The organism is Anabaena lutea FACHB-196 (genome assembly GCF_014698305.1).
Lineage (GTDB): Bacteria > Cyanobacteriota > Cyanobacteriia > Cyanobacteriales > Nostocaceae > Anabaena > Anabaena lutea.
The window spans coordinates 19155-44582 of sequence record NZ_JACJST010000024.1 but is presented as its reverse complement, the minus strand read 5'-3'; the positions used below and the strand labels follow the sequence as shown (position 1 = coordinate 44582).

Here is a 25428-nt window from a genome sequence, read left to right as displayed (position 1 = left end):
CGGTTAGATTCGGCGTATCTATTATTTGAGAGTTAGCAAAAATGTCAAAACAGCAAGGTAAGAAAATTGCACCTATCCCCATGTCTAACAATGTTAGCGTGGTTGACTTGATTAATACCTATTTTACGGCTTACAACTCAGCCCGGTTGCGGGAAGCCTGTCAACTGCTGACTAAGGAAGTGTTTCAAGAGGGTGTAACTGTAGGAGTTAGCCTTTCCGGGGCGATGACACCCGCAGGTTTTGGTGTTTCCGCCCTTGCACCATTAATTCGCAATGGTTTTATTGACTGGATGATATGCACTGGTGCAAATCTTTACCATGATATGCACTATGGTTTGGGTTTTGAACTGTTTGCAGGTAGTCCGTTTTTAGATGATGTCAAATTACGGGAAGAAGGAACTATCAGAATTTATGACATTATTTTTGGTTATGATGTACTGCTAGAAACAGATGCTTTTATTCGCAAAGTTCTCCAAGCAGAACCTTTCCAAAAACGCATGGGAACAGCTGAGTTTCACCATTTGCTAGGTAAGTGCGTGTGGGAAATAGAAAAGCAATTGGGTGTCAAAAATTCTTGCTTATTAGCAACGGCTTATGAATGTGGTGTACCTATTTACACTTCTTCTCCTGGAGATAGTTCCATTGGGATGAATGTGGCAGCTTTAGCTTTAGAAGGTTCAAAGTTGGTAATAGATCCCTCTATTGACGTAAATGAAACAGCTGCGATCGTCTATGGGGCGCGAGAAAACGACGGTACAAGTGCAGCGGTAATTATTGGTGGTGGTAGTCCTAAGAACTTTTTATTACAAACACAACCGCAACTTCACGAGGTTTTAGGATTAGAAGAACGGGGACATGATTTCTTTGTGCAGTTTACCGATGCACGTCCTGATACTGGTGGGTTATCGGGGGCGACTCCCGCAGAAGCTGTGAGTTGGGGTAAGATTGACCCAGATGAGTTACCCAGTGCGATCGTTTGTTATACCGATAGTACGATCGCTCTCCCATTGGTAACAGCTTATGTCCTGAATCAATGTCAACCTCGTTCCCTGAAGCGGTTGTATGATAGACGAGAAGCATTGTTAGATACATTACAAAAAGATTATTTAGCAGCGAAGGATAAACCAGTTGTTAAAGAAGGTGCAGAGGAAGTAGCAACTTATCCTTGCGGTACGCCGGTTAAACGTTAGACTACCTCTCCCTAACCCTCTCCTTTCAGGAGAGGGAACATATGGACGGACTCCCCCCAGAAAGGGGGGAACTTGGGGGGTGGAGAGGGAAAAGAAGTAATTTGCTCCCCTTTCCTGATAGGGAAGGGGTTGGGGGTTAGGTGGTTAAAGTTTATGGATTTGACAATGATGTGGCAAACTAAGAATAGAGATAGATTAGTTATTAGCTATATAACCAGTAGAGTACAGCAATGACTCAAACAAGTGATCTATATTCTTTGTATGATACTGATAATGAAAAATGGTTAGTAGAAACGCTGCAACTCCTCAAAGAAAAACGGCTAGAAGATATCGACTTAGAGCATTTAATTGAGGAATTAGAAGATGTGAGTCGTCGAGATAAGTTAACAGTTGAGAGTTTTTTAGAACAGATTATTAGACATTTATTACTTTTGCAATATTGGCAGGAACAATATGATTATAATGCCAATCATTGGCAAGCGGAAATTATGAGTTTTAGATCCCAACTTAATGATTATTTAAGTCAAAATCTCAGAAATCATTTACAAGAAAATCAAGCAAAAATTTATGAGAAGGCGTTAAGATATGTGAGGAAGAAAACAGGAATGAGTGTTGATTTTCCTGAAGATTGTCCTTATACTATTGAACAATTATTAGATCAAAATTGGTTGCCATAAATCGCTGATATGGTCGCTAATTAGGGGGCGATGGCTTTTCAAGGTGTATCGCCCCTGTATTTGTTCATCAAATGTCTATTTACTACTTTGCTATTGGATTGCTTGTTTCACCACTTCGATATCTAACTCAAGTATGCGAGCGATTTGTTCTACAGTTAGCCCCTCATTTAACAGTTTAGAAATCGTTTTTAACTTAGTTTCTAACTCCGTTTCTTTTTTTACTTCTTGATAAAATCGAGTTTGCTGCCATTCTGTTAATCCAAACATTGCTTCTAACTCCTGACGGCTATAGGATGAAAATTTGTAAACCAAAATTCTTTCTACTAATTCTAAAATATCATTTACAAAAATATTCAACTAATTGCATTTACCAACAATATGGACTTTAATCAAATTCTCAATAGAGGTATTGACCTCTACAAATCACAAAAATATATTGAGGCTATTGATTGTTTTAATCAAATCATTTCTCAAGATCCAAATAGTTATCAAGCTTATCACTACCGGGGTTTAATTCGCAGGAAACAAAGAGAGGAGCAAGGTGCAATTGCTGATTTACAAAAAGCTAATACACTCATAGCTGATGGAGAATATACAAATATTTTTCAAAAAATGCAGGATTTAATTGGCAAAGATTATCCCCATTATTCAAATAATGAAAGTAATGATAATTCTGACTTTTTTTATATTGAATATGAGGGTACTTGGTACATAGAACAAGAAACATATGAATGGATATCCGCAGACTTAAATAAATTGGAGAGTTTCATTTCTAAAAGATTAGAAAAAATTGATTTATTGCGAAAAAAGCACAGTGAAAATTCCCAGTTTAATCAGCAGAAATTAGAAAGTAAAAACTTACCCATATATAATACCCATGAAGAAATTGCTCAAGCTATGGGAATTAGTGTTAAAGGTTTACGCTTTCTCGCTTTTTCTCGCACACATTATCATTATAACCGATTTCAAATACCTAAAAAACCTAGTGGATATCGGCAAATTTCCGCCCCAAAAAAATTATTAAAAAAAGCTCAAAATTGGATCTTGCATAATATTCTGGAACAAATAGAATTACATGATGCTGCTCACGGGTTTTGTTTACAACGTTCAATAGTGACAAATGCACAGATTCATGTAGGTAAAAAAGTAATTATTAATATTGATCTCAAAGATTTTTTTCCTTCAATTTCTTATAAACGAGTTAAGGGACTTTTAAAATCCTTTGGATATTCAGAAACAGCCTCAACAATTTTTGCTTTGATTTGCACCGAACCAAAAATTAAAGAAGTTGAAATAAACGGAAAAACTAATAATATATTATTATCATGGACAGATCGTTATTTACCCCAAGGCGCACCAAGTAGTCCAGCAATTACCAATATTCTGTGTCGCAGGTTGGATAGAAGATTAACTTTTATGGCTAAAGAATATGGTTTTGATTATACTCGTTATGCTGATGATTTAACTTTTTCTGCTGCTGGTGAAAGTCTTGTCAATATCAATAATATTCTGAAACTTACCAATTTGATTGTTAAAAAAGAAGACTTTGAAATTAATGAAAATAAAACTAGGGTAGTTCGTAATTATCGCAGACAGGAAGTAACAGGTATCATCGTTAATGAAAAACTGAATATTTCCAGAGATAAAATTAAAACTTTTCGTGCTGTTCTTTATAAAATTGAAAAAGATGGACTGCAAAATTATACTTGGGGAAAGTCCCAGGATATTATAGCAGCTATTGAAGGGTTTGCTAATTTTGTGGTAATGGTAAATCCAGAAAAAGGTGATAAATTTATAGAGCAGATCAAACGAATTAAAGAAAAATATTTACGTAAACGTGAAAAATATGTATTGGTTCATCAAGAGTTTATGACTCAATCTCATATTGTCAAACAGATTAATTATAAACTCAAAGAATTGAAATTTAATAAAACTAAAAAACGCCAACATTTACAGGAAAATTATCATAAACTTTCTTTGCAACAATTAACAGAAGAAGAACTATTAGAATTTTTACATTACTTAACAAACTGGCAACCAGAAAAATTTTGTTTTAGTAACACAGATGATCCTGTTCCTTTCTAAAACACTTGCTTTTTATACCTTCAATGTTTTATACTTTAATCATCACGCGCCATTATCAACAGGTAAAACAGCCTTGCATTTGGGCGGTGGAGCGCCGCCCTTTGTGTTTAAGCTAATTCTTGTTCACCTGGCTATCGCCGTTCGGTGAGCAAGTATGTGCTTTACCATGATCAAAGCTTACTGTTTACGTCGGTGTAAACTATTATGAGTTTTTATGGACGCTACGCGCTATAGGGATTTTTCCTTTCCTTTGGGCTTACGAAGGGGCAACCTAATAAAAATGTCGCGTGATATTTTTTATATATACTTGGGTTAACTAGCAATAAAATCTGTATATTTATGTACAGAAGACAATTGAAAAAATAAAAAAATATTTTTCCCCCATTAATAAAAAATACCAACACCTGAAGAATTAGAATATCCTGCTGATTTTTTTGATAAAACTGCTGGAAAATGGGAAGGTGATTTTTTAGTTTGATTTAATCAATTCTAAACTTACCCTATTTTCACCATAATTAGCGACTAAAACAAACAACTTCAACCATCGAGAACCTAATAAAATTTCCTGTATTTCATCTCCAGCAAATACAGGAACTTCAAACTCTTGCTCATCTATAATTACCCTACCGCTATAAACATCAAATTCAGTTTCTCCTTGAGCAGTTCTTAATTTATTCTGACGTAAAAAAGGCCAATCAAGACTTTGTACATCTTGTTTATTCATGGCTAAAAATTCAGTAAATCCTGTATCTAACATTGTTTCTACAGGAAAACTGAAATCATCCCCACCAATTAAATCAATTTCCAAATAAATTTGACCTTTATCTCCAAATCTGCCCTCAATCATATTCTGCCACTAATTCCCGTTTCATTAATGCCATAAATATGATGAATGACATGAGGATACTTTTCTCTAGCCATTTTACTAGCTACCTCTTGATCCTGATCAATGAAATAATCACCGCTATCAGGTTCAATGGCAATGTACCAACCATAGTATTTATCTAGTATTTCTGGTTTTAACCGTTCAAAGATTGCCCAACAACGCTCAGAAAATGCCTGTCTTCTAGCTTTTTCCTGAGCTTTTCTTTCTTCTGTCCACTGAATTTCGGGAAATACTCGACCACGCCGTACAACTCTTTGGGGTGTAGATTGTGTCATCATTGATCACCTGATTGAAGTGTATTAGCTATTTTAGCATATTGATGAGTGAAAATCTTAGAGAAAATAAACAAGCATCAAGAATATTACAAGCAAAATAGGCGTAATAATCATTGTTAGTTGCTAATGCCAAGTCAGTAGTTTAGAATAAACTATTTTTTAGTTATTCACTTATTTAGATAGGTTCAATTTTGGCAAATAAATCTATTTCTTCATCAATATGAATATTGAAATTAGTTTAAAACATCATCTTATCGTTTTATCACTACAACAGCAGACATTAATTATGACACTTGCAAAAAAAGCCAATAAAGGAGATTTAGGAAGTTGACATTGGCTTTAAAATTTGTTATCATGAATTTGATGAGGAAGAACTATCTAGCAATAATTCACCACGATCAAAAAACACCCATCCAGTTGTTGATCTGAATGGGTATTTATCAAATAAAATATGCAATTCAATTATCAAACATTCCCATAAACAGGAATAGCTGCACCTCGGATATCTTTAGCAGCTTCTGAAACTAAAAAGCAGATCACTTGGGCGATAGATTCTGGTTTTACCCACTTATCAGCATTTTCTGCACCCATAGCTTTTTGGTTGCTGGGGGTATCAATGACACTAGGGAGAATAGTATTGGCGGTGATGTTAGTTCCTTTGGTTTCATCGGCTATAGCTTTAGTTAAAGCAATCACACCAGCTTTAGCAGCAGAGTAAGCGGCTAATTTTCCCGCAGGTTCAGCACCAGCACGAGAACTGACCGTAACAATACGCCCATAGCCGTGTTCTAGCATACTTTTCAGGCTATATTTACAAGCTAAAAAAGTTGTATTTAGGTTTAACTCAAATTCCTTCTTCCAACTGTAATAACTGTATTCGTGGGTTTTCCCCATCGAAAATCCACCCACGAGATGAATTAACACATCAACCCTTCCTATGCGGCTGATTACATATTCTACCGAAGCTTCATCCTCCAAATTAGCAGGGATAAAGTGAATTCTGGTAAAATCTTCAGGTGGAATAATATCCTTTAGACGTTCTACATCTTTAGAGTGACGATAAGGAATTGTCACCTCTGCACCTTGAGCGAGAACCGCTGGCGTTACGCCTAAACCCAGTCCACCAGTACCGCCTGTAAGTAAAACTTTTTTGCCTTTCATTAAAGATGCACTCCTGAAAGCACTCATGATTTACGATAGCGTCATAGGGGGAATCTGACATCTCACCTAAGAGGTTGTTTGAGAAGTCTAAAAATTTACTGAAAAACCTCTCTCCAAACCTCTCTCCTACGAGGATAGAGGCTTTGAAACCCCCATTCCCTTGTAGGGAAGGGGGGAAGGGGGGTTAGGTTTTTGGGGTTGATTGGTTTCATGCAATACTTTTCAAACATCCTCTAAGGACTGACACATCACAGGTAGTTTCTGGAGGCACTATTACCAATTATTCCATCATCATTTATCCCATAAACTTTCAGATAAGTCGTCCAATTTTTTTCTAACATCCTGCATAGAAATTACACCCATCTGACTCACAATGCAAATTAGCCAAAGTCTCCACACAGCCATACTCGTAACCGACTTAGAACGCTCAGAAAACTTTTATGGTAAAGTATTAGGATTAGCAAAAATAGACCGCACCCTTAAATATCCTGGTGCATGGTATCAAATCGGCAATTATCAAATTCATCTGATAGTTTCGTCATCTGTCCCCACCGATAATCAAAACGAAAAATGGGGACGTAACCCTCATATTGCTTTCTGTGTTGCTGACTTAGAAGCAGCTAAAACAGAATTACTCAATCAAAATTATTCCATTCAAGCTAGTGCTTCCGGCCGTGCTGCTATTTTTACTAAAGATCCAGATGGGAATGTGATTGAATTGACTTCATTGTGAAAATTATTGCTTACATTTACACAGATCCCCTATTAGAAACTGCTCCCGACGAAGCTACTTGGGGTTGGGAGGTAGATCGAGTTTATCAAGATTTAGGAAAGAGAAGCCAATTACAACAACTAATCATTGACTGTGAAACAGAACCTGCAAATTATCTCTTGATTCGCCGCTTAGAAGAATTGGGGGATAAAATGGCAGAAGTGAGCGATCGCTTGAACCAACTCGAAGCAATGGGGATAATGGTAATTGCTACAGAACAAGCATACACCTCAGAAGCTGCCAAACCCCGCATCGAATTGCTAAATTTGCTACAGGAAATCCAACTAGAGCAACGCAGTCGCCGTATCCGTCAAGGACACGCCCGCAATCGTCTTGAAGTCGCTCCCCCACCCGGTAAAGCGCCCTACGGCTATCGCAGAGGTAAAGGAAAATATACTATTGATCGCAGTACTTCACCTGTAGTCAAAGATTTTTTTGACAACTTTTTACTCTATGGTTCTCTACGTGGTTCAGTTCGTTACTTAGGGAAAAAATACAATAAAAAAATCTCTGTCACTACAGGAAGGCGCTGGTTGACTAATCCAGTTTATCGTGGTGACACCGCTTATCAAAATAATGAAATTATTTCTGATACTCATGCAGGTATTATTTCTAGGGAAGAAGCCGCTCAAGTTGACCGACTTTTACGCCGGAATAGCCGTTTACCATCTCGTACCGCTAGTGCGCCCCTTTCTCTAGCTGGGTTAGTTGTTTGTAACCACTGTCAGTCTCAGATGATAGTTACTCGTGTTACTCAGCGATATCAAGATAAGGAATATTTGTATTTACGCAATACAACTTGTCCCCAAAGTCCTAAATGTCGAGCTATTCCTTACCAAGAAATTTTGGAGAAGACGATTGAAACCGTTTGTCGTGACTTACCTCAGGCTGTTGCGGGGATGAACTTTCCCCAATTGGATGCCATTAAAAATAGTTTAGGAGATAATATTGCACGTCAGCAGGAAATTCTCGAACAGTTACCCACTTTCATAGAAACTGGAGTTTTGGATACAGAAACCGCCAAAATCAGGGCTTACAAACTCCGCACAGAAATTTCTCAACTCCAAGCCAAGTTAGCAACTCTCCCACCAGTAAACTTACGTTCCGTTGCTGAAGCTGTTTCTATTCCTCAATTTTGGTTAGACTTATCAGAAGTAGAACGACGATTTTATTTACGAGAATTTATCCGTCAAATAGACATCATTCGCCAAACTAATGAATGGGATTTACAGGTAATTTTCATTTTTTGATTCGTCAGTAATAGGGGATGGGGAGATGGGTAGAATCATCTTCTAACTCTTCCCTATTCCCTATTCCCTATTCCCTATTTACGAATTACGAATTACGAATTACGTTGGCGGTAGCCTGCCGGAGGCATTATTACGAATTACGAATTATTTTAATCTTCCTCTCGACTTCTACCTGATTTTGGTGATTTACCTGCATTTCGCACATTCATCACTTTACCAAGTAAATCGAACCAAAAAGGCGCTCCCATTGCAATAGCAAAACCACTTATTATCCAACCAAGAAACATAGTTAATAAGCTAAAAATAGGTACACCCTTAATCTTGATTGGATTCCAGTTCATTTGCTCTAGTCTATTATCATCTGTCCAACCAATTGGTAAATTAACATCTTCTAAAAGCTTCTTAGTATCTATATTATTGAGATTGGGAGAATTAGACTGTTCTTCTATTGTTTGTCCCACTTTATAAACAATAGCTTCTCGTAGTACTCTATCTTTTGATAAGCGATTAATGATATGAAATGTATCAGCATTAGCACCGAAAGCAAGGAGAATACCAATTAAAATTGCTACTCCTTTAGCATTTCGTTTGTAAACACCACCTGCTCGTTGCATCGAACTGTCAAAACTGTCTTCAATTTCTCGACGTAATACAGTAATACCTTCCTCCGTGCTTTTAGCTCTATATTGCGCTCGCTTGGCTATAGTTTCAATATTCTCTCTGATCACAGAAGGTAAACTTTCCATCAATTGGTTAATCGTTTGATATGTTTGACTATCTTCATCTTGTATAGCTGTTTTCATTTCTTTATACACGGTATTACTTGTATTCATTAATTGCACAATTTCGTTAATATTAGGCTTTAATCCCCCTATAATTATTGCCTCCTCAACACTTGAAAAAATATGGTTACAGAAAGTTTGCAGTCGCCGTAATGTTTCTGCTAATACTTGATTTTCATCATCTATATTTGCTTGAAAATTATCTATATATTTCTCTAAACTATGCTTCATTCGATTCACGCTAGTATCTATATCAAGTTTGTTGTTTTTGAAATCAGCAACAATATTTGTATATTCTGTCTTGAGATTTTTAAAATCATCGTTTAGGTCTTGGGTAATATAATTTGATAATTCGGTTAGCTCTATTTGTCTTAGGGATCGGGTTAAAATTGTTTCAACTTCCTGCAATCGTTGGTTCTTGAATTTGTCTAGCCTTACTGCTGTTAAGCTGTGAATGATTTTTGGTAGTTGTAATTCTTCTATAAGCGTCGCAGCAAAAGTATCCGCAGAAATATAGGAAGGCGCACTATGTTCCTTATCAAAAGTTCTCTCTCCTTTTGGAGATTTAGCTATCAATTTTCGCAGTGGACGAGTTGTATCAGCTATAAACCAAGTTATTTTTCTTGGTAAAATAGAGAAAAATCCTTTTGCTTCTTGATTGATACTTTTAATAAAAGGATTGCTATAAATTCTATTTACTAGTGCAATTATATCCTGAGATTCTGAGCTTTTAACATCTCCAGCCAAAAGAATTTCAATTGATTTCTTTAAGTGTATAGCACGCCATTGTAACACTGTGGCGATCAATTCTTGAATTTCCGAAGCTAATAAACTCAAAATTAAGTAAATAAAAATTAGTCCTAAAGCAATATCTACTACCAAAGGTAAATTCATGGCGAAGCTCCTCACAGGGTAATTAACTAGTTTGGTAATATTTGTATCATTAATTAGAAGAGGAAGCTTGTTAAATTAAGTTTAAAATAACTCAGAGAAAAAAATTATCCAAAAAATTTCACTGTTCAGAGAAAACTGAGTTAATTTGGGATCTAGCCATTGCTCAAAAATAGTTTGTGACTGTGTGGCAAAATTGGAGATTCGCTAGATGTCTCTTTGTAATCAAAAGTGCGAGTAAAATGATTAGCATAGAATATGCAAGAAGGAAGCTTTATTTGGATTCATCTAGAAAAACAGCATCGCGCAGTTGAGAAATGGATTGATTGGTTATGGCTGATAGTATTGCTGTTTGCCGCAGTAGTACTGTTTAGCATCAATCTTGGGGGATTACCGCTACGAGATTGGGATGAAGGTACCGTAGCACAAGTAGCCAGAGAAATCTGGCGGGCCCCAGCAGGTTCAATGCGCTGGCTTTACCCGACTTTGGGAGGTGAACCATACTATAACAAGCCACCTCTAATGCATTGGCTAATTGCTTGGGCTTACTCCCTGGGTGGTGTGAACGAATTGACTACGCGTTTGCCTAGTGCAATTATCACTGCAAATTCAGTACCTTTACTGTATTGTATCGGCAGAGAGATATTTCATCAACGTTGGGCTGCTGTTTATAGCGCCTTGATTTATCTAACAATGCTACCGATAGTGCGTCACGGCAGATTAGCAATGTTAGATGGCGCGGTTGTCAGCTTGTTGATGGTGATGATGTTGTGTGTGCTGCGATCGCGTCGAGACTTACGTTATTGTCTTGGTATCGGTATCAGTTTTGGGTTAATTTGTCTGACAAAGGGCATGGTGGGCATATTATTAGGTGCTATTGCTGCCGTTTTTCTCTTTTGGGATACACCAAGATTGCTCACTAGTTACTATCTGTGGATAGGAATCTTCATTGGCAGTCTACCTGTGGTAGCTTGGCACTCTGCCCAGCTACTGCACTATGGTTATTATTTTGCCCAAATTAACTCAGTAGATCAACCTTTCAATCAGATTGGTAAAATTGCTAACGGCCAGTCTGAAGCGCCTTGGTATTACGTCATAGAACTGCTCAAGTGGACGTGGCCTTGGCTGGTATTTTTACCACAAACCGCGCGTTTAACCTGGGAAAATCGCAGCCTTAGTTGGGCAAAACTGATCATAGTCTGGACTGGTGTTTACCTACTGCTCATTTCCCTGATTAGCATCAAACTGCCTTGGTATATAATTCCAATTTATCCTAGCTTGGCTTTGGGTTTTGGTTTTCAGTTAGCAGAGACTGAAAATTTGCGCCTCTTCTCGTCCTATCCTCGTGCTTGGGTGACTAGTTTTGCCATGCTGGCTGTGGCTGCTTTTGCTGGGAGTGTCTATTGTAGTTGGGGGAGTGCAGACAAAACCGACTTACAGATGATTTTTGCAGCAGTAGCTTTGACTATGACTTTAGCCGCGATTTTGGTAGAGAGAGGCGATGGGCAATTTCTGAAAATTTTAATTTGGGGAAGTTATATTTCACTTCTGTTGTTAATGAAATCTAACTACTGGGTGTGGGAATTAGGAGAAGCCTATCCAGTTAAACCAGTCGCCACAATGATAGCGCGTGCGAATCCAACAGTTCGGCAAATCTACACATCATTTGCCTATTCTCGTCCGTCCTTGGATTTTTATAGCGATCGCACCATTACTCCTGCTTCTCATGGTGAACTGCAATATTATTGGCAGTTTAACGCCCAACCCTATTTTCTCTTGAATGCATCCGCTTTAAGTAACCTCAACCTCAAATCTATCAAGTTAATTGATCAAGCTGAAGGTTGGCAGTTAATTACAAAAGATACCAATCGATTGTAGTTAAAGAGTGATGAGTTTTGAGTCTAGCAATCCACAATTTTGATGACTCAACTCTCATCACTACAATACAACACTATGTTACACTGTTATCATTAACTTTCTCATTTCCTGGAATCCCTGGGTGGTTGTAGCTGGTGTTTTCCTGGGTGACAGCAATTGTCGTAAATAAAATTGCACCTCCTACAGCTAAAGCTAATAAAGGACGCTTGAGAAGAACTAAATCTCTAATCATCCTCGATAAAGGTCGGCTTTGACGACGTAAGGCCGAAGCAATCACCATTTGTTTCCAAGTAAACGGATCACGGACGTAGTGACCACTTTTACAAACTACCAGCTTTTCCTGACAATACGGACAGGTAAATAAACCCATGTAAGTCTTGATAGGCTGTGTCCTGTTATTTCTTTGGCAAATCGGGCAAGTAACATAATGATTATCAAAGGTGTGTATATTCATCTAGCTCGTCCGCCTAGTCCATTTACTCGCTCTATAACAATAGCTATATTGAAATTTGCTCACCACTTAGTAGCCTCGCCAATATCGTCTGAACATTCGTCATGCATCACACATACATTTCTCTTGGTACTAAGGAGAGCTACATGGTCGTAACACGAGTATAGCCAGATTTGGGTAAGGGTGACTCTTAGTTACAGCTGATTGAAGCTATCTTCACTAAAACCAGTGTTAATTAACTGTTCTGATAGAAAATACAGTTAGAACCTACCCGCCTTTAAAGGGCAATTGTTGACCACTAACTATTAATTCTCTCCCATTTAACCATTCTCCTCACAAAAATTGTGATTACTTGTCTGGTTTTACCAAAGCTTTGTAAATTAGGCAAAGCCACCATACTTGTCTGGTAGGTAAATCATGGCTCACAATAAGTAGTAGCTAGTAAAAATTTAAATTTTTTCTTACATTTACCCCGTCTCTCAATGACTCTCTTGCCTCCCACTCAACTGAGGAAGGTAACTGAACTACCTGCCTTTCCCAAACCTTCCGTCCATTTAACTCACCTAATTAACCGTTTTCAACCATCCCCAGAAACAGTTGTGCTGTTTTTAGCCATACTAATTGGTGGTGGTACTGGTATGGGTGTAGTCACATTTCACTATTTAATCCAGCTGATTCAGAAACTAATGCTGGAAAATCTCATGGGACAAATTGGAGTCTGGGGTGCTTGGACTTTAGCCTGTGTTCCCACCCTAGGCGGACTTATTGTGGGCTTAATGCGCTGGCGCACTCAAGACTTTGGCCCCGGACTTTCATCTCTAATCGCCGTTTCTCAAGGTAGAGAAGTTAAGCGACAACTACGACCAGTCACCAAAATGATCGCAGCTGCTGTGTCTTTAGGTAGTGGTGCATCTTTGGGGCCAGAGGGTCCCAGTGTGGAAATTGGGACTAATTTTGGAGTTTTGTTATCTGATGTACTACAAGTCTCTCAAGAAAGGCAGCGCTTGCTTTTGGGCGCTGGTGCTGCGGCTGGATTAGCTGCGGGATTTAATGCTCCCATAGCCGGAGTATTTTTTGCCCTTGAGGTAGTGATGGGGGCTACATCTTTTGCCACTTCTGCGGTAAGTGTGGTATTACTGGCTGCGGTAGTGGCAGCATTAATTGCTCAAATTGGTTTGGGGGCCCAACCTGCTTTTGCCTTACCTGCTTACCAAGTCCGTAGTCTCTTAGAATTGCCGCTTTATCTAGGCTTAGGTTTAGGCGCAAGTCTAGTTTCTCTTGCTTATACAGAATTAATTCGTTTGGGTAAAGCTGGCTTTGCTGGAAGAGTTCCGGGGTTTAAGCTGCTGTCCCAGCTTCCTCAACCTATTCAGCCCATTATTGGCGGTGCCATAGTAGGGGTAGTGGCTTTGCAGTACCCGCAAATTTTGGGTATTGGTTATGGAACTGTGCAAGCAATGCTGCAAGATCAGGAGTTTTCCCTCAACCTGTTACTCGTGCTAATGCTATTAAAATTGCTGATGACGGCAGTTAGTTCTGGTAGCGGTTTTGTGGGTGGGTTGTTTGCACCAGCAATGTTTTTAGGTGCGTCCTTTGGATCAGCTTATGCTAAATTTCTGGCTTTGGTAGTTCCAAGCATTGGTGAATATATGGCTGCTCCCCCAGCTTATGCAATGGTGGGTATGGCTGCTGTTTTAGCGGGTAGTGTGAGAGCGCCGTTAACGGCTATTTTAATGTTGTTTGAGTTAACCCGTGACTACCGCATTGTTTTACCTTTGATGGCAGCAGTGGGTTTAAGTGTATGGTTAGTGGAGCGCATCAAGCCAACTTTTAACTCTAATTCCAATCTTCAACAGATTGGTCTTTCAGAATTGAAGGATCAACAGGTGGAAATTGTGCAACACATTTTGGTGGCAGATGCTATGCACTCCAGCCCAAAAAAGTTGCCTGCAACTCTTGGGGTTTTAGAAGCTGCTATGGAAATGATCCGCGATCGCACACGTAGTGCTTTAGTAATTGATGCCGCAGAACAATTAGTTGGTATCCTGTCTCTGGAAGATATTAACCGTACTCTTTCCCTTTGGGAAAATTACCAGAATTCCCCTACTGAAATCCAGGCTAATTTTTCTTCTCAAACACTTATAGATATTTGTACGACTGACATTCTCTATGCTTGGCAGGATGAACCTTTATCTGAAGCTTTAGATCGGATGGCATTGCGGGGTTTGCATCAGTTACCTGTTGTAGCACGAGACAACCCCGATTGCATTTTAGGATTACTAGAAAAAGAGCAAATTGCTTTAACTTGTAATTTAGCAGCAACACGTAAGGCACTACAGCATTATTTGCCAGTACTGCCCACAACAGATATAGTTATTGGTCATTAGTCACTGGTCATTAGTCATTAGACATCGACCTTTCTTTAAATATGCGTTTTCCAGAACCCTTGTAGAGACGTTCCATGGAACGTCTCTACATTTTTTTTCGCCAGATGTCTATTAGTAAATAACGGACAACTGACTCATGACTCATGACTATTTATTAATCTGTAGCTTCTACTTCAGCATCTTCCCTATCTTCAGGGTCTACTTGCCGCAGTCGAATGTGCTTCTTACCTAAAGTGATGATAAATTCATCTCCAGGTTTAAGATTCATCTGTTTTGTATAAGCTGAACCTATCAGTAAGTTGTTGTTGGATTGCACGCTAATTCTATAGCTGGCACTGCGTCCACCACGACCATTGGCGCTAGGTGTACTATCCAACTGAATGCCCTCAGCATCAATCAGGGCATTCAAGAATTTCATCATATTGACGCGCTCTATACCATTTTTGGTAACAGTATAGTAGCCACACTGTTTAGCTTTGTCTTCCTTGCTTTCGTTCTCTAGCTCCTTAACTTTTTTGAGCAGTTCTTCACCGACTAGGGGGTCAATTTTTTTCTGTTTAGGCATCAACTTAGGTCGAAAATGAATGTTTGAAGTGATTGAATCGATTTTATTTTAACTGATACTGAGCTAATAGGAACACAATCCTTTATTTTTATCTCAGCATAGCCAAGTATATTACACTCACAGGCAAAATTGTTGCACAATTCCCAATCTTGTCAAGACATTTTATCGAAAAATAATGCTGACAATGCTGATATCTATAGAAATCCTATTTGATTCGTGAACTTATTCTCTACAAGATGCAGTTCGCGTTCGTCAAGACAGGCAATAGGGAACAAGGAACTGATTTTCTCACAGATCATTGAGCAATGCGATATATAGTTTGTGAATTCCTGCTAGACTATATTTGTTTAAGTTTTTTAAAGTCACCCCAAAAAAGTCGTCTGCTCACCGAAGATGATCCTAAAGTCATTAGTAATTTCTTACCCTGTTCCCTATTCCCTGATAGATGAAACTAACGACTAGAGGACACTACAGTGTTAAGGCATTGCTAGATTTGAGTTTACAGCCAGGATATGGTCCTGTATCTGTAAGAGCAATTGCCAAGCGCCAAGATATTCCGGCTCCTTATTTAGAAAAGCTGCTGATAGAAATGCGTCGTGGAGGGTTAGTGAAATCAATTCGCGGCAGCATCGGTGGCTATCAATTAGCAAGAGAGCCTGTACAAATCTCTATAGGGCAAATTTTAGAGGCAGTTGGTGAAAATATGACTCACTTACCCCTTAATAGTCCAGCACCTGCACAAGCTGAAGATTGGGTAACATTTACTTTGTGGCAGAGGCTTAACCAAAAACTGAAAGAAGCTTTGTACAGTATTACCCTGGCAGACCTTTATTATGATGCTCGTAGTTGGCAGGCATCTCTTGGGGAAGAAGCTAGTTTTGTTGTTTAGTCATTGGTCAGTTATCAGAGAATAAGGGATAGGAAATAGGGCAGAAATTAATCAATGACTAATGACGAACAATATATATATATATTAATTATTGCTGCCTTGTTAGATTACTTAATTGGTGATCCCTGGGGTTGGCCTCATCCAGTACGAGTAATGGGGTGGGTGATTTCTCACTTGAGTAAATTTTCTCTGCAACAGTGTCAGAGTTCTCTAACACTACGCCTAGCCGGAATTGCACTCGGCATGATCGTGATCATCGGCAGCGGTTTAATGGGCTGGTTAATAATTCTGATTGCTAAATGGCTACATCCGTGGTTAGGAATTGCTTTAGAAAGCATTCTTTTAGCCAGTTGTTTTGCTCTTCATAGTCTGCGTGCAGCTGCTATGGATGTACTTCAACCTTTAATAACAGGAAATTTAGAAGAAGCGCGAAAGATTTTAAGTAATTATGTGGGTAGGGATACAGAAAATCTTTCAGAAACAGAAATTTTGCGAGCAGTTCTGGAAACGGTGACAGAAAATACTACTGATGGAGTTATGGCTCCCCTCTTTTATGCAATTATTGGTGCGGTTATACCATTTGTTGGGATAGTTCCTTTGGCTCTCGCATATAAAGCTAGTAGTACTCTAGATTCAATGGTGGGTTATCGGGAAGCACCTTATACTGATATTGGCTGGTTCAGTGCGCGGTTAGAAGATTGTTTGACTTGGCTTCCTTGTAGGTTAACAGTTATAACTCTGGCGCTGTTATCAGCTAAACCCTTAGATATCTGGCGAATCTGTCGCCGGGATGCTATTAAAGATCCCAGCCCCAATTCAGGTTGGAGTGAGTGTGCCTATGCTGCTGTTTTAGGTGTGCAAATGGGAGGTACAAATTGGTATCGTGGAGTAGCAAAACATAAACCACTGTTAGGAGATGCTATTTATACTATTGCCCCAGAGACCATTCACAAAGCTTTGCAATTGACTCGATTTTGTTTTTTGTTGTGGTTGGGGGTAGCAATATTTTTAATTCGTAATAATGCCTCCGGCAGGCTACCGCCAACGTAATTCGTAATTCGTAAAATTTACCCTTGCCCCCTTCTCCCTGCTCCCTGCTCCCTGCTCCCTGCTCCCTGCTCCCTAATCCCCAGTATTTATGTCTACTAAAGTAGTTGAAATTCTCTCATCGGAAGAACTGCGACGAACCTTGACACGGCTTGCTTCTCAGATTGTGGAAAGGACACGTGATTTGTCGCAATTAGTACTTTTGGGTATTTACACTAGAGGTGTGCCGTTAGCCAACTTATTGGCACGTCAGATAGAGACTCTGGAAGATGTCAGCGTATCTGTGGGAGCATTAGATATCACGTTCTATCGTGATGACCTCGACCAAATTGGATTAAGGACTCCAGCCAAAACCGATATTCCTTTCGATCTGACCGGGAAAACAGTTGTACTTGTAGATGATGTTATTTTCAAAGGACGGACAATTCGTGCTGCTTTAAATGCAGTTAATGAGTATGGTAGACCAGAGGTGATTCGTTTAGCTGTGTTAGTAGACAGGGGTCATCGAGAGTTACCAATTCACCCAGATTTTGTGGGCAAGAAATTGCCTACCGCTAAAGAAGAGATTGTTAAAGTTTACTTACAAGATGACGATGGACGTGATGCGGTGGAGTTGATTGGTAATTAAAATAATTCGTAATTCGTAATATTTCCTTCGGTCCCGCTAGGGATACGTAATTCGTAAACAGGGAACAGGGAACAGGGAACAGGGAATTCTTATTTTTCCCCGCGTCCCCCCATCTCCCCATCTCCCCATCTCCCCATCTCCCCATCTCCCCATCTCCCCATCTCCGCGTCCCCGCGTCTCTTCTTTAATGAAAGCCCTAATTAATGACCAATAACTGTGCTAATGGTTTTTAATAATTGGTTGGCGGTGTAAGGTTTGGATAAAAAGGCTTTAACACCTAAATCATAAGCTGGATTCACATTCTCACTGGTTGCTAGTCCGCTGATAGCAATAATTCTGACGTTTGGATTAATTTTTTGCATGGTACGAATGGTGGTTAGTCCATCCATACGTGGCATTCCCATATCAGTTAAAACTAAAGATATTTCATCACGATGTTCTACGTATAAGGCTATTGCTTCAATGCCATCATGGGCTGTAATGACTCTATAATTAGATTCTTCTAGTGATATTTTTGTAATGTCACAAATGGCCGCTTCATCATCTACAAACAATATCAGTTCTCCATTTCCTTGAGACAAAGATATTTCTGTTTCTTCTCTAGTTTCTGGTGTATCTTTTGCTGGTAAATAAACCTTAAATTGGCTGCCTTTTCTTTCTTCACTATATACATTGATAAAACCACCATGATTTTTGACAATTCCCAATACTGTAGATAGACCTAGACCTGTTCCTTTACCAAGTTCTTTAGTAGTAAAAAATGGTTCAAATATACGGTCTATTATTGTTGGTGGAATGCCAATTCCATTATCAGTTATAGTAATGATAATATAAGGTTTTGCTTGAGCATCAATATGCATCCGGGCGTAATTCTCATCAACTAAGAGATTTTCGGCAGTGATTTTTAAAGTGCCACCATTGGGCATAGCATCACGAGCATTGACACATAAATTCATTAACACTTGATGTAGTTGAGTGGCATCACCGGATACAGTCCAAAGATTTTGGGGAATTTGAGTTATAACTTCAATTGATTTAGGAAAGGTTTCTTTAATAATTTGCTGAATTTCCCTCAGCAAATGTTTTATTTGTAACAGGGTGCTTTGTTCTAGAGAGCCGCAGGCATCGCTATCTAGTCCACGAGTAAAAGATAATACTTGCTTAACTAAATTTGCCCCCCGTTTAGCATTGGCAATTAATATCGGGATTAGTTGTCGAGAACGCTCTTCTTGGACTTGAGTTTCCAAAAGTTGAGCAGTCATCAGAATCGGGGTGAGGACATTATTTAAGTCGTGGGCAATACCACTAGCTAATGTGCCAATACTTTCTAAGCGCTGAGTACGTAAAAATTGAGATTCTAGTAGTTTCTTTTGAGTAATATTAGTATTTACAACTAAAATAGATGGTAATTGATGACCCCATTCAGGTACTAATGTCCAACGACTTTCGACGATGATTTCTTGATCATGTTTTGTAATTTGATACAGTTTTCCCTCCCAGCAGCCATTGTTCATGACAATTTTGAGTGCTTCTGACAATTTAGACAAGTCTTTTTCCTGCCAGAGGTTTTGTGTCTTTTTTGTCAGAGCTTCTTCTGCTTTCCAACCGTATAGATATTCAGCGGCTTTGTTCCAATATAAAATTTGATTATCTAAATCATGGACAAAGATGGCATCAGTAGCGACATCAAGTAAAGCTGCTTGTTGACGGATTTTTGCTTCTGTTTGTTTGCGCTCAATGGCGTAACGAATCGAACGTTCCAATAAAGGTGCAGTCAGTTGACTTTTTTCTAGATAATCAACTGCTCCGGCATTCATCGCTTCTAGGTCGATTTGCCGATCGCCCTGACCAGTAAGTAATATAAAAGGACAAGTGCAACCATTGGTAATGGATTCTTGCAACAGTTCTAGTCCATTATGCGCCCCTAAAAGGTAGTCTACTAGATAGATATCATGTTGGTGTCGAGCGATCGCGTCCTTGGCTGTTTCATAATTCTCCACCCATTCCAACTCACAGCCAGCCGCCTGAAATTCCCTCAACCACGCACGAATTAAAATATAATCATCTTCATCATCATCAATTAACAAAACTTTGATGGGGCTTTTATTCATGATTCCCTCGCACTGCTTATAAGGGCAGTTCTACAATTTCAAACCAGTATTTTCCTAAAGTTTTGATCGCTTCCACTAAGGATGTAAAAGTTCTAGGTTTAATAATATAAGAATTTGCACCCAAGTCATAGGTATTATATATATCTTCTTTATTACTGGAATTAGTCATTACTATAACGGGGATGATCCGCAGTTCTGGATGAGTTTTAATTTCTTTGATTACATCAAAGCCATGTTTTTTAGGCATATTTAAATCTAGCATAATTAACCCTGGACGTGTTGCCCCTTCAGCATCAGCATATAACCCACGATGATATAAATAATCCATCAACTCCTCACCATTCCTGACGATCAGTAGCTCAATGGGCAATTGACTTTCTGCTAAAGCCTCACTTACCAATAAGCTGTCGTCTTCATCATCATCAGCCATTAAGATGGTGACGGTTGTTTGCCGAAGCTTCACTTTGTATTGTCTCCTTTATACTAGTTATAATTAGTAATTCACTTCCTATAAATAGCCATTTACATTTGTACAATTAACCCTAAAATATGGTCTATTAGTAATCCCTCTCTAGGAAGAAAAACTAGAAATGCTAATTAACCAGTTCAGGGGGTTTAAATCCCCCACTTCTATAAAGTGACAAATATGTTAGGCGGTGTCTCAATCTCCGTTACGAAACTTAATTACGTATCCCTAGCGAGACTGTAGGCACTAAGTAGGTTGGCGTTAAAAATTGTCGTTGGGGCAAGGGTGACGCGGTGACGCGGGGACACGGAGAGGGGGGGACGCGGGGAAGAGGAGACGCGGAGACACGGGGACGCGGAGAATTTTTTTTGATCAGCAATTAGCCGGTCTTGATATGACAGGTGAGAGGTAACTCTTCTAATTACGAATTACGAATTATGAATTACGAATTACGAATTACAAATTATTTTAATTGGCAACGTCACAATAAATTTGGCTCCTTGTCCTGGAGTACTTTGGGCTTTAATACTACCATGATGTCGTTCAGTAATTTTCCGGCAGATAGCTAAACCGATGCCAGTACCTTCATATTCAGTGCGACTATGCAGACGTTGAAAAATCTGAAAAATGCGGTCAAGATATTTTTCGGGCAAACCAATACCATTATCTTCAACAATGATTTGAAAATGTTGAATATTGTGTTCTAAATTATCCAAGTTATTGTTTAAAAATTGACTATATATTCTCACAACAGGCGGTTCATTTTGACGATGAAATTTAAGAGCATTACCGATCAGGTTTTGCAATAATTGCCGCATCTGTAAAGGATCAGCGGGTATGATGGGTAAGTCTCCTATCTCCACTCGTCCCCCAGTTTGCTGAATACGCACTTCTAAATCAGATAATACTTCTTGGGCAATTTCTGCTAAATTCACCGATACAAAAGGCTGTGCCTTTGTGGTTACTCGTGAAAGTGTTAATAAGTCATCAATCAACGTTTGCATTCTCAGGGCTGCTTTTTGCATCCGTTCCAGATAATCATATCCCTGTGTGCTTAATGAGTCTCTACAGCTAACTTTGAGGAGATCACCAAATGTTCTAATTTTACGTAGTGGTTCTTGTAAATCATGGGAGGCAATAAAAGCAAATTGTTGTAGTTCTTCATTGGAACGAATAAGTTCTTGGCGGTGATTAGTTTCTTTTTCTAAAATCAGACTCTGCGCTAAAGCAATGCCAATTTGATCGGCAAGTTGTCTTAAAAGTTCAATTTCCCAGTCAGTCCATTCACGGGTATGCAGACACTGATGGGCAATTAGCAACCCCCAAAGTTGATTTGTTTGGAAAATTGGCACCACAAGGTTAGCTTTAACAGCAAATTGTTGGAGAAATTCAACGTGGCAAAGTTGAATCTGTGCTGTTTCGATGTCGCTAATGGCACTAATTCGCCCTTGGCAATATTTTTGGTAGATGTAATCATCTGCAAAACAAGAGTCAGTCATTCTCTGCCCCAGAACAACTGGTAAACCAGGAACTACGGCTTCTTTCACAGCGAGGAAGGAACGATTACTATGAAGCTGCAAAATTAATACTCGATCTGCTTGCAGCAGCTTTTGCACTTCTGTAACACTGGTGTCAAGAATTTCATCAATTTGTAAAGACTGACGAATTTTTAGAGTAATATTAGCGAATAATTGCGTTAGCGTAGTTTGCCGCTGCCATTGCAAGTTTTGCTGTTGTAATTCTGCTTCATCTTGCTTGCGCTTGGTGATATCCATCTCTACCGCACACATTTGCACTGCTACCCCAGATGAGTCTGGCCAAACTACACCTTTGCTGACTAGCCAGCGAATACTATCATCAGCTAAAACAACTCGATATTCAATTTCAAATTCTCCCTTGTTTTCAATAGCCTGTTGATGGACGCGCTTAAAAAACTCACGATCTTCTGTATGAATACAGTTGAGAATAGCTTCATAGGTGTTGTTAAAACTGTCTTTCTCTAAACCAAAAAGAGCTTCCAGATTAATCCCACTAGTAATTTGATGGTTTCGGATATCGAGAGTCCAGATGCTCATGTGAGCAGCATCTAATGCCATCCTGAGTTTTGCTTCCCACTGATGTACTTGCTCAGTTTGTGCTGGTAATTCCTTAGTCATTAGTAAAATTACGAATTATGTATCCCTAGCGGGACTGTAAGCACTATTACGAATTATGAATGAGTTTAGGTAATCTCTTGAATAGAAGCTTCATCATCTACTAGGAGAACCCATTCTCCATTGCCAGTTAGCATTTCAACTTGTTTCAAAGACTGGTTTTCAGGGGTATATATTGCTGGTAAATATACCTGAAATTCTGTACCTTTATTTAGACTACTTGATACTGTGATAAAACCATCGTGACCTTTAATAATACCTATGACTGTGGATAATCCTAGTCCTGTACCTTTGCCAAATTCTTTGGTTGTAAAAAAAGGTTCAAATATTCTATTTAATATTTTACTGGGAATGCCAAGTCCTGTGTCAATCACCTTGATGACGATGTAAGAACCAACTTGTGCGTCTAGATGCATTTTAGCAGAAGTTTCATCAATCCAAATATTCTCAGCAGATATTGTTAAATTACCGCCATTGGGCATAGCATCACGAGCGTTTAAACATAAATTAATCAGTACTTGATCTAATTGGGTAATGTCACCACAAACTGGAAATAGGTTTGGCTGAATTTCCGTATGAACTGTAATCGATTTGGGAAATGTTTGTTCAATAATTTGTTGCATTTCTGAAATCAAATATTTCACTTGAATTACTGTGTGTTCACCTTTAATTCCTCTAGCAAAGGATAAAACTTGCTTAACCAAGTTAGCACCTCGTTTAGCATTAGTTTCTATGATCGATATTATCTGTTGAGATTGCGGCTCATGGTATTTATTTTTAAGTAAATATGCAGACATTAAAATAGGCGACAATACATTATTTAAATCATGAGCAATACCACTAGCTAGAGTACCAATACTATCCATACGTTGGGCGCGTAAAAATTGCTGTTCTAGTTGTTTTTTCTGGGTAATATCAGTGTCAACAATCAGAATGGATTTAGCTTGATTATGCTCATCATGTACTAAAGTCCAGCGACTTTCCACGATGATTTCTGTGTCAAATTTTGTGATTTTATTTAATTCACCTTGCCAAGAACCAGACATCAATACTGTTTGATAAATTTCCAGTTGTTGTGCCACGGTTTCCTCAACCCAGAGTTCCCTAGCATTTTGATCTATAACTTCTTCAGCTTTCCATCCATACAATTTTTCTGCACTTTTGTTCCATAGTAAAATTTTGTTGTTTAAATCTATGACAATAATGGCATTTGTCGTAATATTAAGTAATGCCGCCTGTTCGCGCAGTTTTTGCTCTACTTGTTTGCGGGCTGTGATATCTTCAAAAATATACAAACGCCCAAAATATTGATCAGATTTATTACGAATTTGAGTAGAAAATCTGCGAATAATCCGCCCATCGTTAAAGCCAATTTCATCTTCAATAACACAGAGGTTATTTTCATCTTGTAGAGGTTGGCATGATGCGGTAAAGGACGGAATATCCAGGATCAATTTGCAACAATCGGGAATAATATCTTGATTTTTTAATTCCCGGATTTCCATGCCATCTTTAAGATGTTCGATTTGCCAAATTTCACAGAAGCGATCATTAAAATAAAGAATGTCGTCAGTACGATTATCAACTACATAAAAACCCAGTGGTGAAACACTATTCATGGAGCGCAAAAGTGCTTCTTGCCAACGCAATTCATCTTCTGCCAGCTTGCGTTCGGTAATATCTTCCACTATGTAGGCGAATTGCTGACGATTGCCATGATTGTTAGCGATCGCAGAAACTGTGGCCGATAACCAAGTTATTCCTTGGGAAGTTTTCTGAGAATGTTCAAATCTCACAGGTGTCTGAGTAAGTTCTGCTTGACGATAGTAATTTATCCAATGCTTTAAATTGCTATTTTCTGCACCCATCTCCCGCGCTAGACGGTTTTGCATTGCCTCTGGTGTGAGTCCCAAAAATTTGGCAGTGATAGGATTATCAGCAATATGTAGAATGTCATTATCTACCAATTCCACAATTCCCATCATCATTGGCGCACTCTCGAAGAAACTGTGTAAGGTAGATTCACTTTGATATAATGCTTTTTGTGCTTGTTTATACTCTATATTGATGCTGGCTAGTTCGACTAAATTCCGCCTGATTTCTAATTGTCTAACTATCAGACGACTAATAGATTGCAGTGCTTGCAATTGTTTAGCACTGATTTGACGTGGTACTTGATCCACCACACACAAAGTGCCTATTACCTCTCCTCCTGATACAATTAAAGGCACACCAACATAAAATCTCACATGGGGTTCTGAAGTAACTATATCTGCTGTGGCAAAGTGTTCATCTAGCAAGGTGTCAGGAATAATCAAAACATCGCCTTGCTGGAGGCAAATCGGACAAAAGCCAGCATCTCTTGGCATTTCCTGAACATTTAATCCTACCTTGGCTTTGAACCACTGACGGTTGGTATCAATGAAATTAATCAGAGCAATTGGTGCGTCACAAATCTGGGCGGCTAAAAATGCTAAATCGTCAAAAGTTTGTTCGGGTTCTGTGTCAAGAATGTCGTACTGTCGTAGAGCCTCAACCCGAGCTGCTTCATTATTAGACACTGGTAATCTCATGAAAATTTTCCTAGTATTACTGAATGACAACGTGCGATCGCGTTACTCTCGGTGTTCTAAGTTAATCAAGCGGGGAAGGTTAAGGCTTGCAGTAGGGAACTTTTAACTGTTAATAGGCACAGCGAAAGAATGGAGATAGATCTGTAGGTCGTTTTTTAAGTGCAGGCCGCTTTGGCTCTAGCTGGTGTGGCGTTAACCATACTCTCCCATAAGGGATACAGCAAAATCAAATATGATTCCTGATAATTCCTATAGTAGCCCTTGATTTATACTTATTTTTTATTAATTACACTAGACAATTATCAAAAGTT

21 protein-coding genes are annotated in these 25428 nt (G+C 38.8%); 10 read left to right on the top strand and 11 right to left on the bottom strand.

What is annotated here, in order from left to right; translation table 11 throughout:
• Window positions 1-41: 41 nt before the first annotated feature.
• A complete protein-coding gene (locus H6G59_RS21490; protein ID WP_190718180.1) occupies window positions 42-1190 on the top strand; it encodes a homospermidine biosynthesis protein in 1149 nt (382 codons plus the stop codon).
• Between the two features lie 230 nt (window positions 1191-1420).
• Window positions 1421-1867: a DUF29 domain-containing protein gene (locus H6G59_RS21485; RefSeq protein WP_190718177.1), complete on the top strand. Its 447-nt coding sequence runs from the start codon at window positions 1421-1423 to the stop codon at window positions 1865-1867.
• 90 nt (window positions 1868-1957) lie between these two features.
• Here the strand turns inward: H6G59_RS21485 and H6G59_RS21480 are convergent, their stop codons facing one another.
• A complete protein-coding gene (locus tag H6G59_RS21480; protein WP_190718173.1) occupies window positions 1958-2224 on the bottom strand; it encodes a DUF2887 domain-containing protein in 267 nt (88 codons plus the stop codon).
• Between the two features lie 21 nt (window positions 2225-2245).
• Here H6G59_RS21480 and H6G59_RS21475 point away from each other — a divergent pair, with 21 nt between their 5' ends.
• A complete protein-coding gene (locus H6G59_RS21475; protein WP_242038944.1) occupies window positions 2246-3952 on the top strand; it encodes a reverse transcriptase domain-containing protein in 1707 nt (568 codons plus the stop codon).
• Between the two features lie 469 nt (window positions 3953-4421).
• On the opposite strand, the gene H6G59_RS21470 is transcribed toward H6G59_RS21475, so the two are convergent.
• The 3 genes from H6G59_RS21470 to fabG all read right to left on the bottom strand — a co-directional run bounded on the left by H6G59_RS21470 (window position 4422) and on the right by fabG (window position 6274).
• Complete coding sequence (locus tag H6G59_RS21470) at window positions 4422-4799, bottom strand: aspartyl protease (protein WP_190718170.1); 378 nt, start codon at window positions 4797-4799, stop codon at window positions 4422-4424.
• Window positions 4796-5113 (bottom strand): hypothetical protein, encoded by a 318-nt coding sequence (locus H6G59_RS21465; protein WP_190718311.1) that lies wholly within the window; start codon window positions 5111-5113, stop codon window positions 4796-4798. The genes H6G59_RS21470 and H6G59_RS21465 overlap by 4 nt, the downstream gene beginning before the upstream one ends.
• 465 nt (window positions 5114-5578) lie before the next feature.
• The gene (fabG, locus tag H6G59_RS21460) at window positions 5579-6274 is read right to left on the bottom strand and encodes a 3-oxoacyl-ACP reductase FabG (protein ID WP_190718167.1); all 696 of its coding nucleotides are present in this window, start codon (window positions 6272-6274) and stop codon (window positions 5579-5581) included.
• A 373-nt stretch (window positions 6275-6647) separates the two neighbouring features.
• On the opposite strand from fabG, the gene H6G59_RS21455 reads away from it, so the two are divergent.
• Together H6G59_RS21455 and H6G59_RS21450 are read left to right on the top strand one after the other, a co-directional pair.
• Window positions 6648-7007 carry a VOC family protein gene (locus tag H6G59_RS21455; RefSeq protein WP_190718164.1) on the top strand — a complete coding sequence of 120 codons (360 nt, stop codon included), beginning with the start codon at window positions 6648-6650 and terminating at the stop codon, window positions 7005-7007.
• Window positions 7004-8296, top strand: coding sequence for a recombinase family protein (locus tag H6G59_RS21450; RefSeq protein WP_190718162.1), 1293 nt, complete (start codon window positions 7004-7006; stop codon window positions 8294-8296). Before H6G59_RS21455 ends, H6G59_RS21450 begins: the two co-directional genes overlap by 4 nt.
• A 149-nt stretch (window positions 8297-8445) precedes the next feature.
• Here the strand turns inward: H6G59_RS21450 and H6G59_RS21445 are convergent, their stop codons facing one another.
• Window positions 8446-9972 carry a hypothetical protein gene (locus H6G59_RS21445; RefSeq protein ID WP_190718159.1) on the bottom strand — a complete coding sequence of 509 codons (1527 nt, stop codon included), beginning with the start codon at window positions 9970-9972 and terminating at the stop codon, window positions 8446-8448.
• A gap of 255 nt (window positions 9973-10227) precedes the next feature.
• Between H6G59_RS21445 and H6G59_RS21440 the strand changes: the two genes are divergently transcribed.
• The gene (locus tag H6G59_RS21440; protein ID WP_190718156.1) at window positions 10228-11847 is read left to right on the top strand and encodes an ArnT family glycosyltransferase; all 1620 of its coding nucleotides are present in this window, start codon (window positions 10228-10230) and stop codon (window positions 11845-11847) included.
• A 73-nt stretch (window positions 11848-11920) separates the two neighbouring features.
• On the opposite strand, the gene H6G59_RS21435 is transcribed toward H6G59_RS21440, so the two are convergent.
• The gene (locus H6G59_RS21435; protein ID WP_190718153.1) at window positions 11921-12301 is read right to left on the bottom strand and encodes a hypothetical protein; all 381 of its coding nucleotides are present in this window, start codon (window positions 12299-12301) and stop codon (window positions 11921-11923) included.
• Between the two features lie 479 nt (window positions 12302-12780).
• On the opposite strand from H6G59_RS21435, the gene H6G59_RS21430 reads away from it, so the two are divergent.
• Window positions 12781-14685 (top strand): chloride channel protein, encoded by a 1905-nt coding sequence (locus tag H6G59_RS21430; RefSeq protein ID WP_190718150.1) that lies wholly within the window; start codon window positions 12781-12783, stop codon window positions 14683-14685.
• A 154-nt stretch (window positions 14686-14839) separates the two neighbouring features.
• Here the strand turns inward: H6G59_RS21430 and H6G59_RS21425 are convergent, their stop codons facing one another.
• The gene (locus tag H6G59_RS21425) at window positions 14840-15250 is read right to left on the bottom strand and encodes an AbrB family transcriptional regulator (RefSeq protein WP_127054962.1); all 411 of its coding nucleotides are present in this window, start codon (window positions 15248-15250) and stop codon (window positions 14840-14842) included.
• Window positions 15251-15695: 445 nt separating this feature from the next.
• On the opposite strand from H6G59_RS21425, the gene H6G59_RS21420 reads away from it, so the two are divergent.
• The 3 genes from H6G59_RS21420 (at window position 15696) to pyrR (ending at window position 17814) form a co-directional block, all read left to right on the top strand.
• Complete coding sequence (locus tag H6G59_RS21420; protein WP_127054963.1) at window positions 15696-16139, top strand: Rrf2 family transcriptional regulator; 444 nt, start codon at window positions 15696-15698, stop codon at window positions 16137-16139.
• A gap of 54 nt (window positions 16140-16193) precedes the next feature.
• Window positions 16194-17189 (top strand): adenosylcobinamide-phosphate synthase CbiB, encoded by a 996-nt coding sequence (gene cbiB, locus H6G59_RS21415; RefSeq protein WP_190718147.1) that lies wholly within the window; start codon window positions 16194-16196, stop codon window positions 17187-17189.
• 88 nt (window positions 17190-17277) lie between these two features.
• Window positions 17278-17814, top strand: coding sequence for a bifunctional pyr operon transcriptional regulator/uracil phosphoribosyltransferase PyrR (pyrR, locus tag H6G59_RS21410; RefSeq protein ID WP_127054965.1), 537 nt, complete (start codon window positions 17278-17280; stop codon window positions 17812-17814).
• Between the two features lie 200 nt (window positions 17815-18014).
• On the opposite strand, the gene H6G59_RS21405 is transcribed toward pyrR, so the two are convergent.
• The 4 genes from H6G59_RS21405 to H6G59_RS21390 all read right to left on the bottom strand — a co-directional run bounded on the left by H6G59_RS21405 (window position 18015) and on the right by H6G59_RS21390 (window position 25117).
• Window positions 18015-19925, bottom strand: a complete 1911-nt coding sequence (locus tag H6G59_RS21405; protein ID WP_190718144.1) for a hybrid sensor histidine kinase/response regulator — start codon at window positions 19923-19925, stop codon at window positions 18015-18017.
• A gap of 16 nt (window positions 19926-19941) precedes the next feature.
• Window positions 19942-20388: a response regulator gene (locus tag H6G59_RS21400; protein WP_190718141.1), complete on the bottom strand. Its 447-nt coding sequence runs from the start codon at window positions 20386-20388 to the stop codon at window positions 19942-19944.
• 452 nt (window positions 20389-20840) lie between these two features.
• Window positions 20841-22547, bottom strand: coding sequence for an ATP-binding protein (locus H6G59_RS21395; protein WP_190718139.1), 1707 nt, complete (start codon window positions 22545-22547; stop codon window positions 20841-20843).
• A 65-nt stretch (window positions 22548-22612) separates the two neighbouring features.
• Entirely contained in the window at window positions 22613-25117 is a 2505-nt protein-coding gene (locus tag H6G59_RS21390; protein ID WP_190718137.1) for a PAS domain S-box protein, read from the bottom strand.
• Window positions 25118-25428 lie beyond the last annotated feature (311 nt).

Coding starts and splice junctions, on each gene's coding strand:
- H6G59_RS21490 (WP_190718180.1), top strand. CDS start 42: ATGTCAAAACAGCAAGGTAAGAAAATTGCACCTATCCCCATGTCTAAC.
- H6G59_RS21485 (WP_190718177.1), top strand. CDS start 1,421: ATGACTCAAACAAGTGATCTATATTCTTTGTATGATACTGATAATGAA.
- H6G59_RS21475 (WP_242038944.1), top strand. CDS start 2,246: ATGGACTTTAATCAAATTCTCAATAGAGGTATTGACCTCTACAAATCA.
- H6G59_RS21470 (WP_190718170.1), bottom strand. CDS start 4,799: ATGATTGAGGGCAGATTTGGAGATAAAGGTCAAATTTATTTGGAAATT.
- H6G59_RS21465 (WP_190718311.1), bottom strand. CDS start 5,113: ATGACACAATCTACACCCCAAAGAGTTGTACGGCGTGGTCGAGTATTT.
- fabG (WP_190718167.1), bottom strand. CDS start 6,274: ATGAAAGGCAAAAAAGTTTTACTTACAGGCGGTACTGGTGGACTGGGT.
- H6G59_RS21455 (WP_190718164.1), top strand. CDS start 6,648: ATGCAAATTAGCCAAAGTCTCCACACAGCCATACTCGTAACCGACTTA.
- H6G59_RS21445 (WP_190718159.1), bottom strand. CDS start 9,972: ATGAATTTACCTTTGGTAGTAGATATTGCTTTAGGACTAATTTTTATT.
- H6G59_RS21440 (WP_190718156.1), top strand. CDS start 10,228: ATGCAAGAAGGAAGCTTTATTTGGATTCATCTAGAAAAACAGCATCGC.
- H6G59_RS21435 (WP_190718153.1), bottom strand. CDS start 12,301: ATGAATATACACACCTTTGATAATCATTATGTTACTTGCCCGATTTGC.
- H6G59_RS21430 (WP_190718150.1), top strand. CDS start 12,781: ATGACTCTCTTGCCTCCCACTCAACTGAGGAAGGTAACTGAACTACCT.
- H6G59_RS21425 (WP_127054962.1), bottom strand. CDS start 15,250: ATGCCTAAACAGAAAAAAATTGACCCCCTAGTCGGTGAAGAACTGCTC.
- H6G59_RS21420 (WP_127054963.1), top strand. CDS start 15,696: ATGAAACTAACGACTAGAGGACACTACAGTGTTAAGGCATTGCTAGAT.
- cbiB (WP_190718147.1), top strand. CDS start 16,194: ATGACTAATGACGAACAATATATATATATATTAATTATTGCTGCCTTG.
- pyrR (WP_127054965.1), top strand. CDS start 17,278: ATGTCTACTAAAGTAGTTGAAATTCTCTCATCGGAAGAACTGCGACGA.
- H6G59_RS21405 (WP_190718144.1), bottom strand. CDS start 19,925: ATGAATAAAAGCCCCATCAAAGTTTTGTTAATTGATGATGATGAAGAT.
- H6G59_RS21395 (WP_190718139.1), bottom strand. CDS start 22,547: ATGACTAAGGAATTACCAGCACAAACTGAGCAAGTACATCAGTGGGAA.
- H6G59_RS21390 (WP_190718137.1), bottom strand. CDS start 25,117: ATGAGATTACCAGTGTCTAATAATGAAGCAGCTCGGGTTGAGGCTCTA.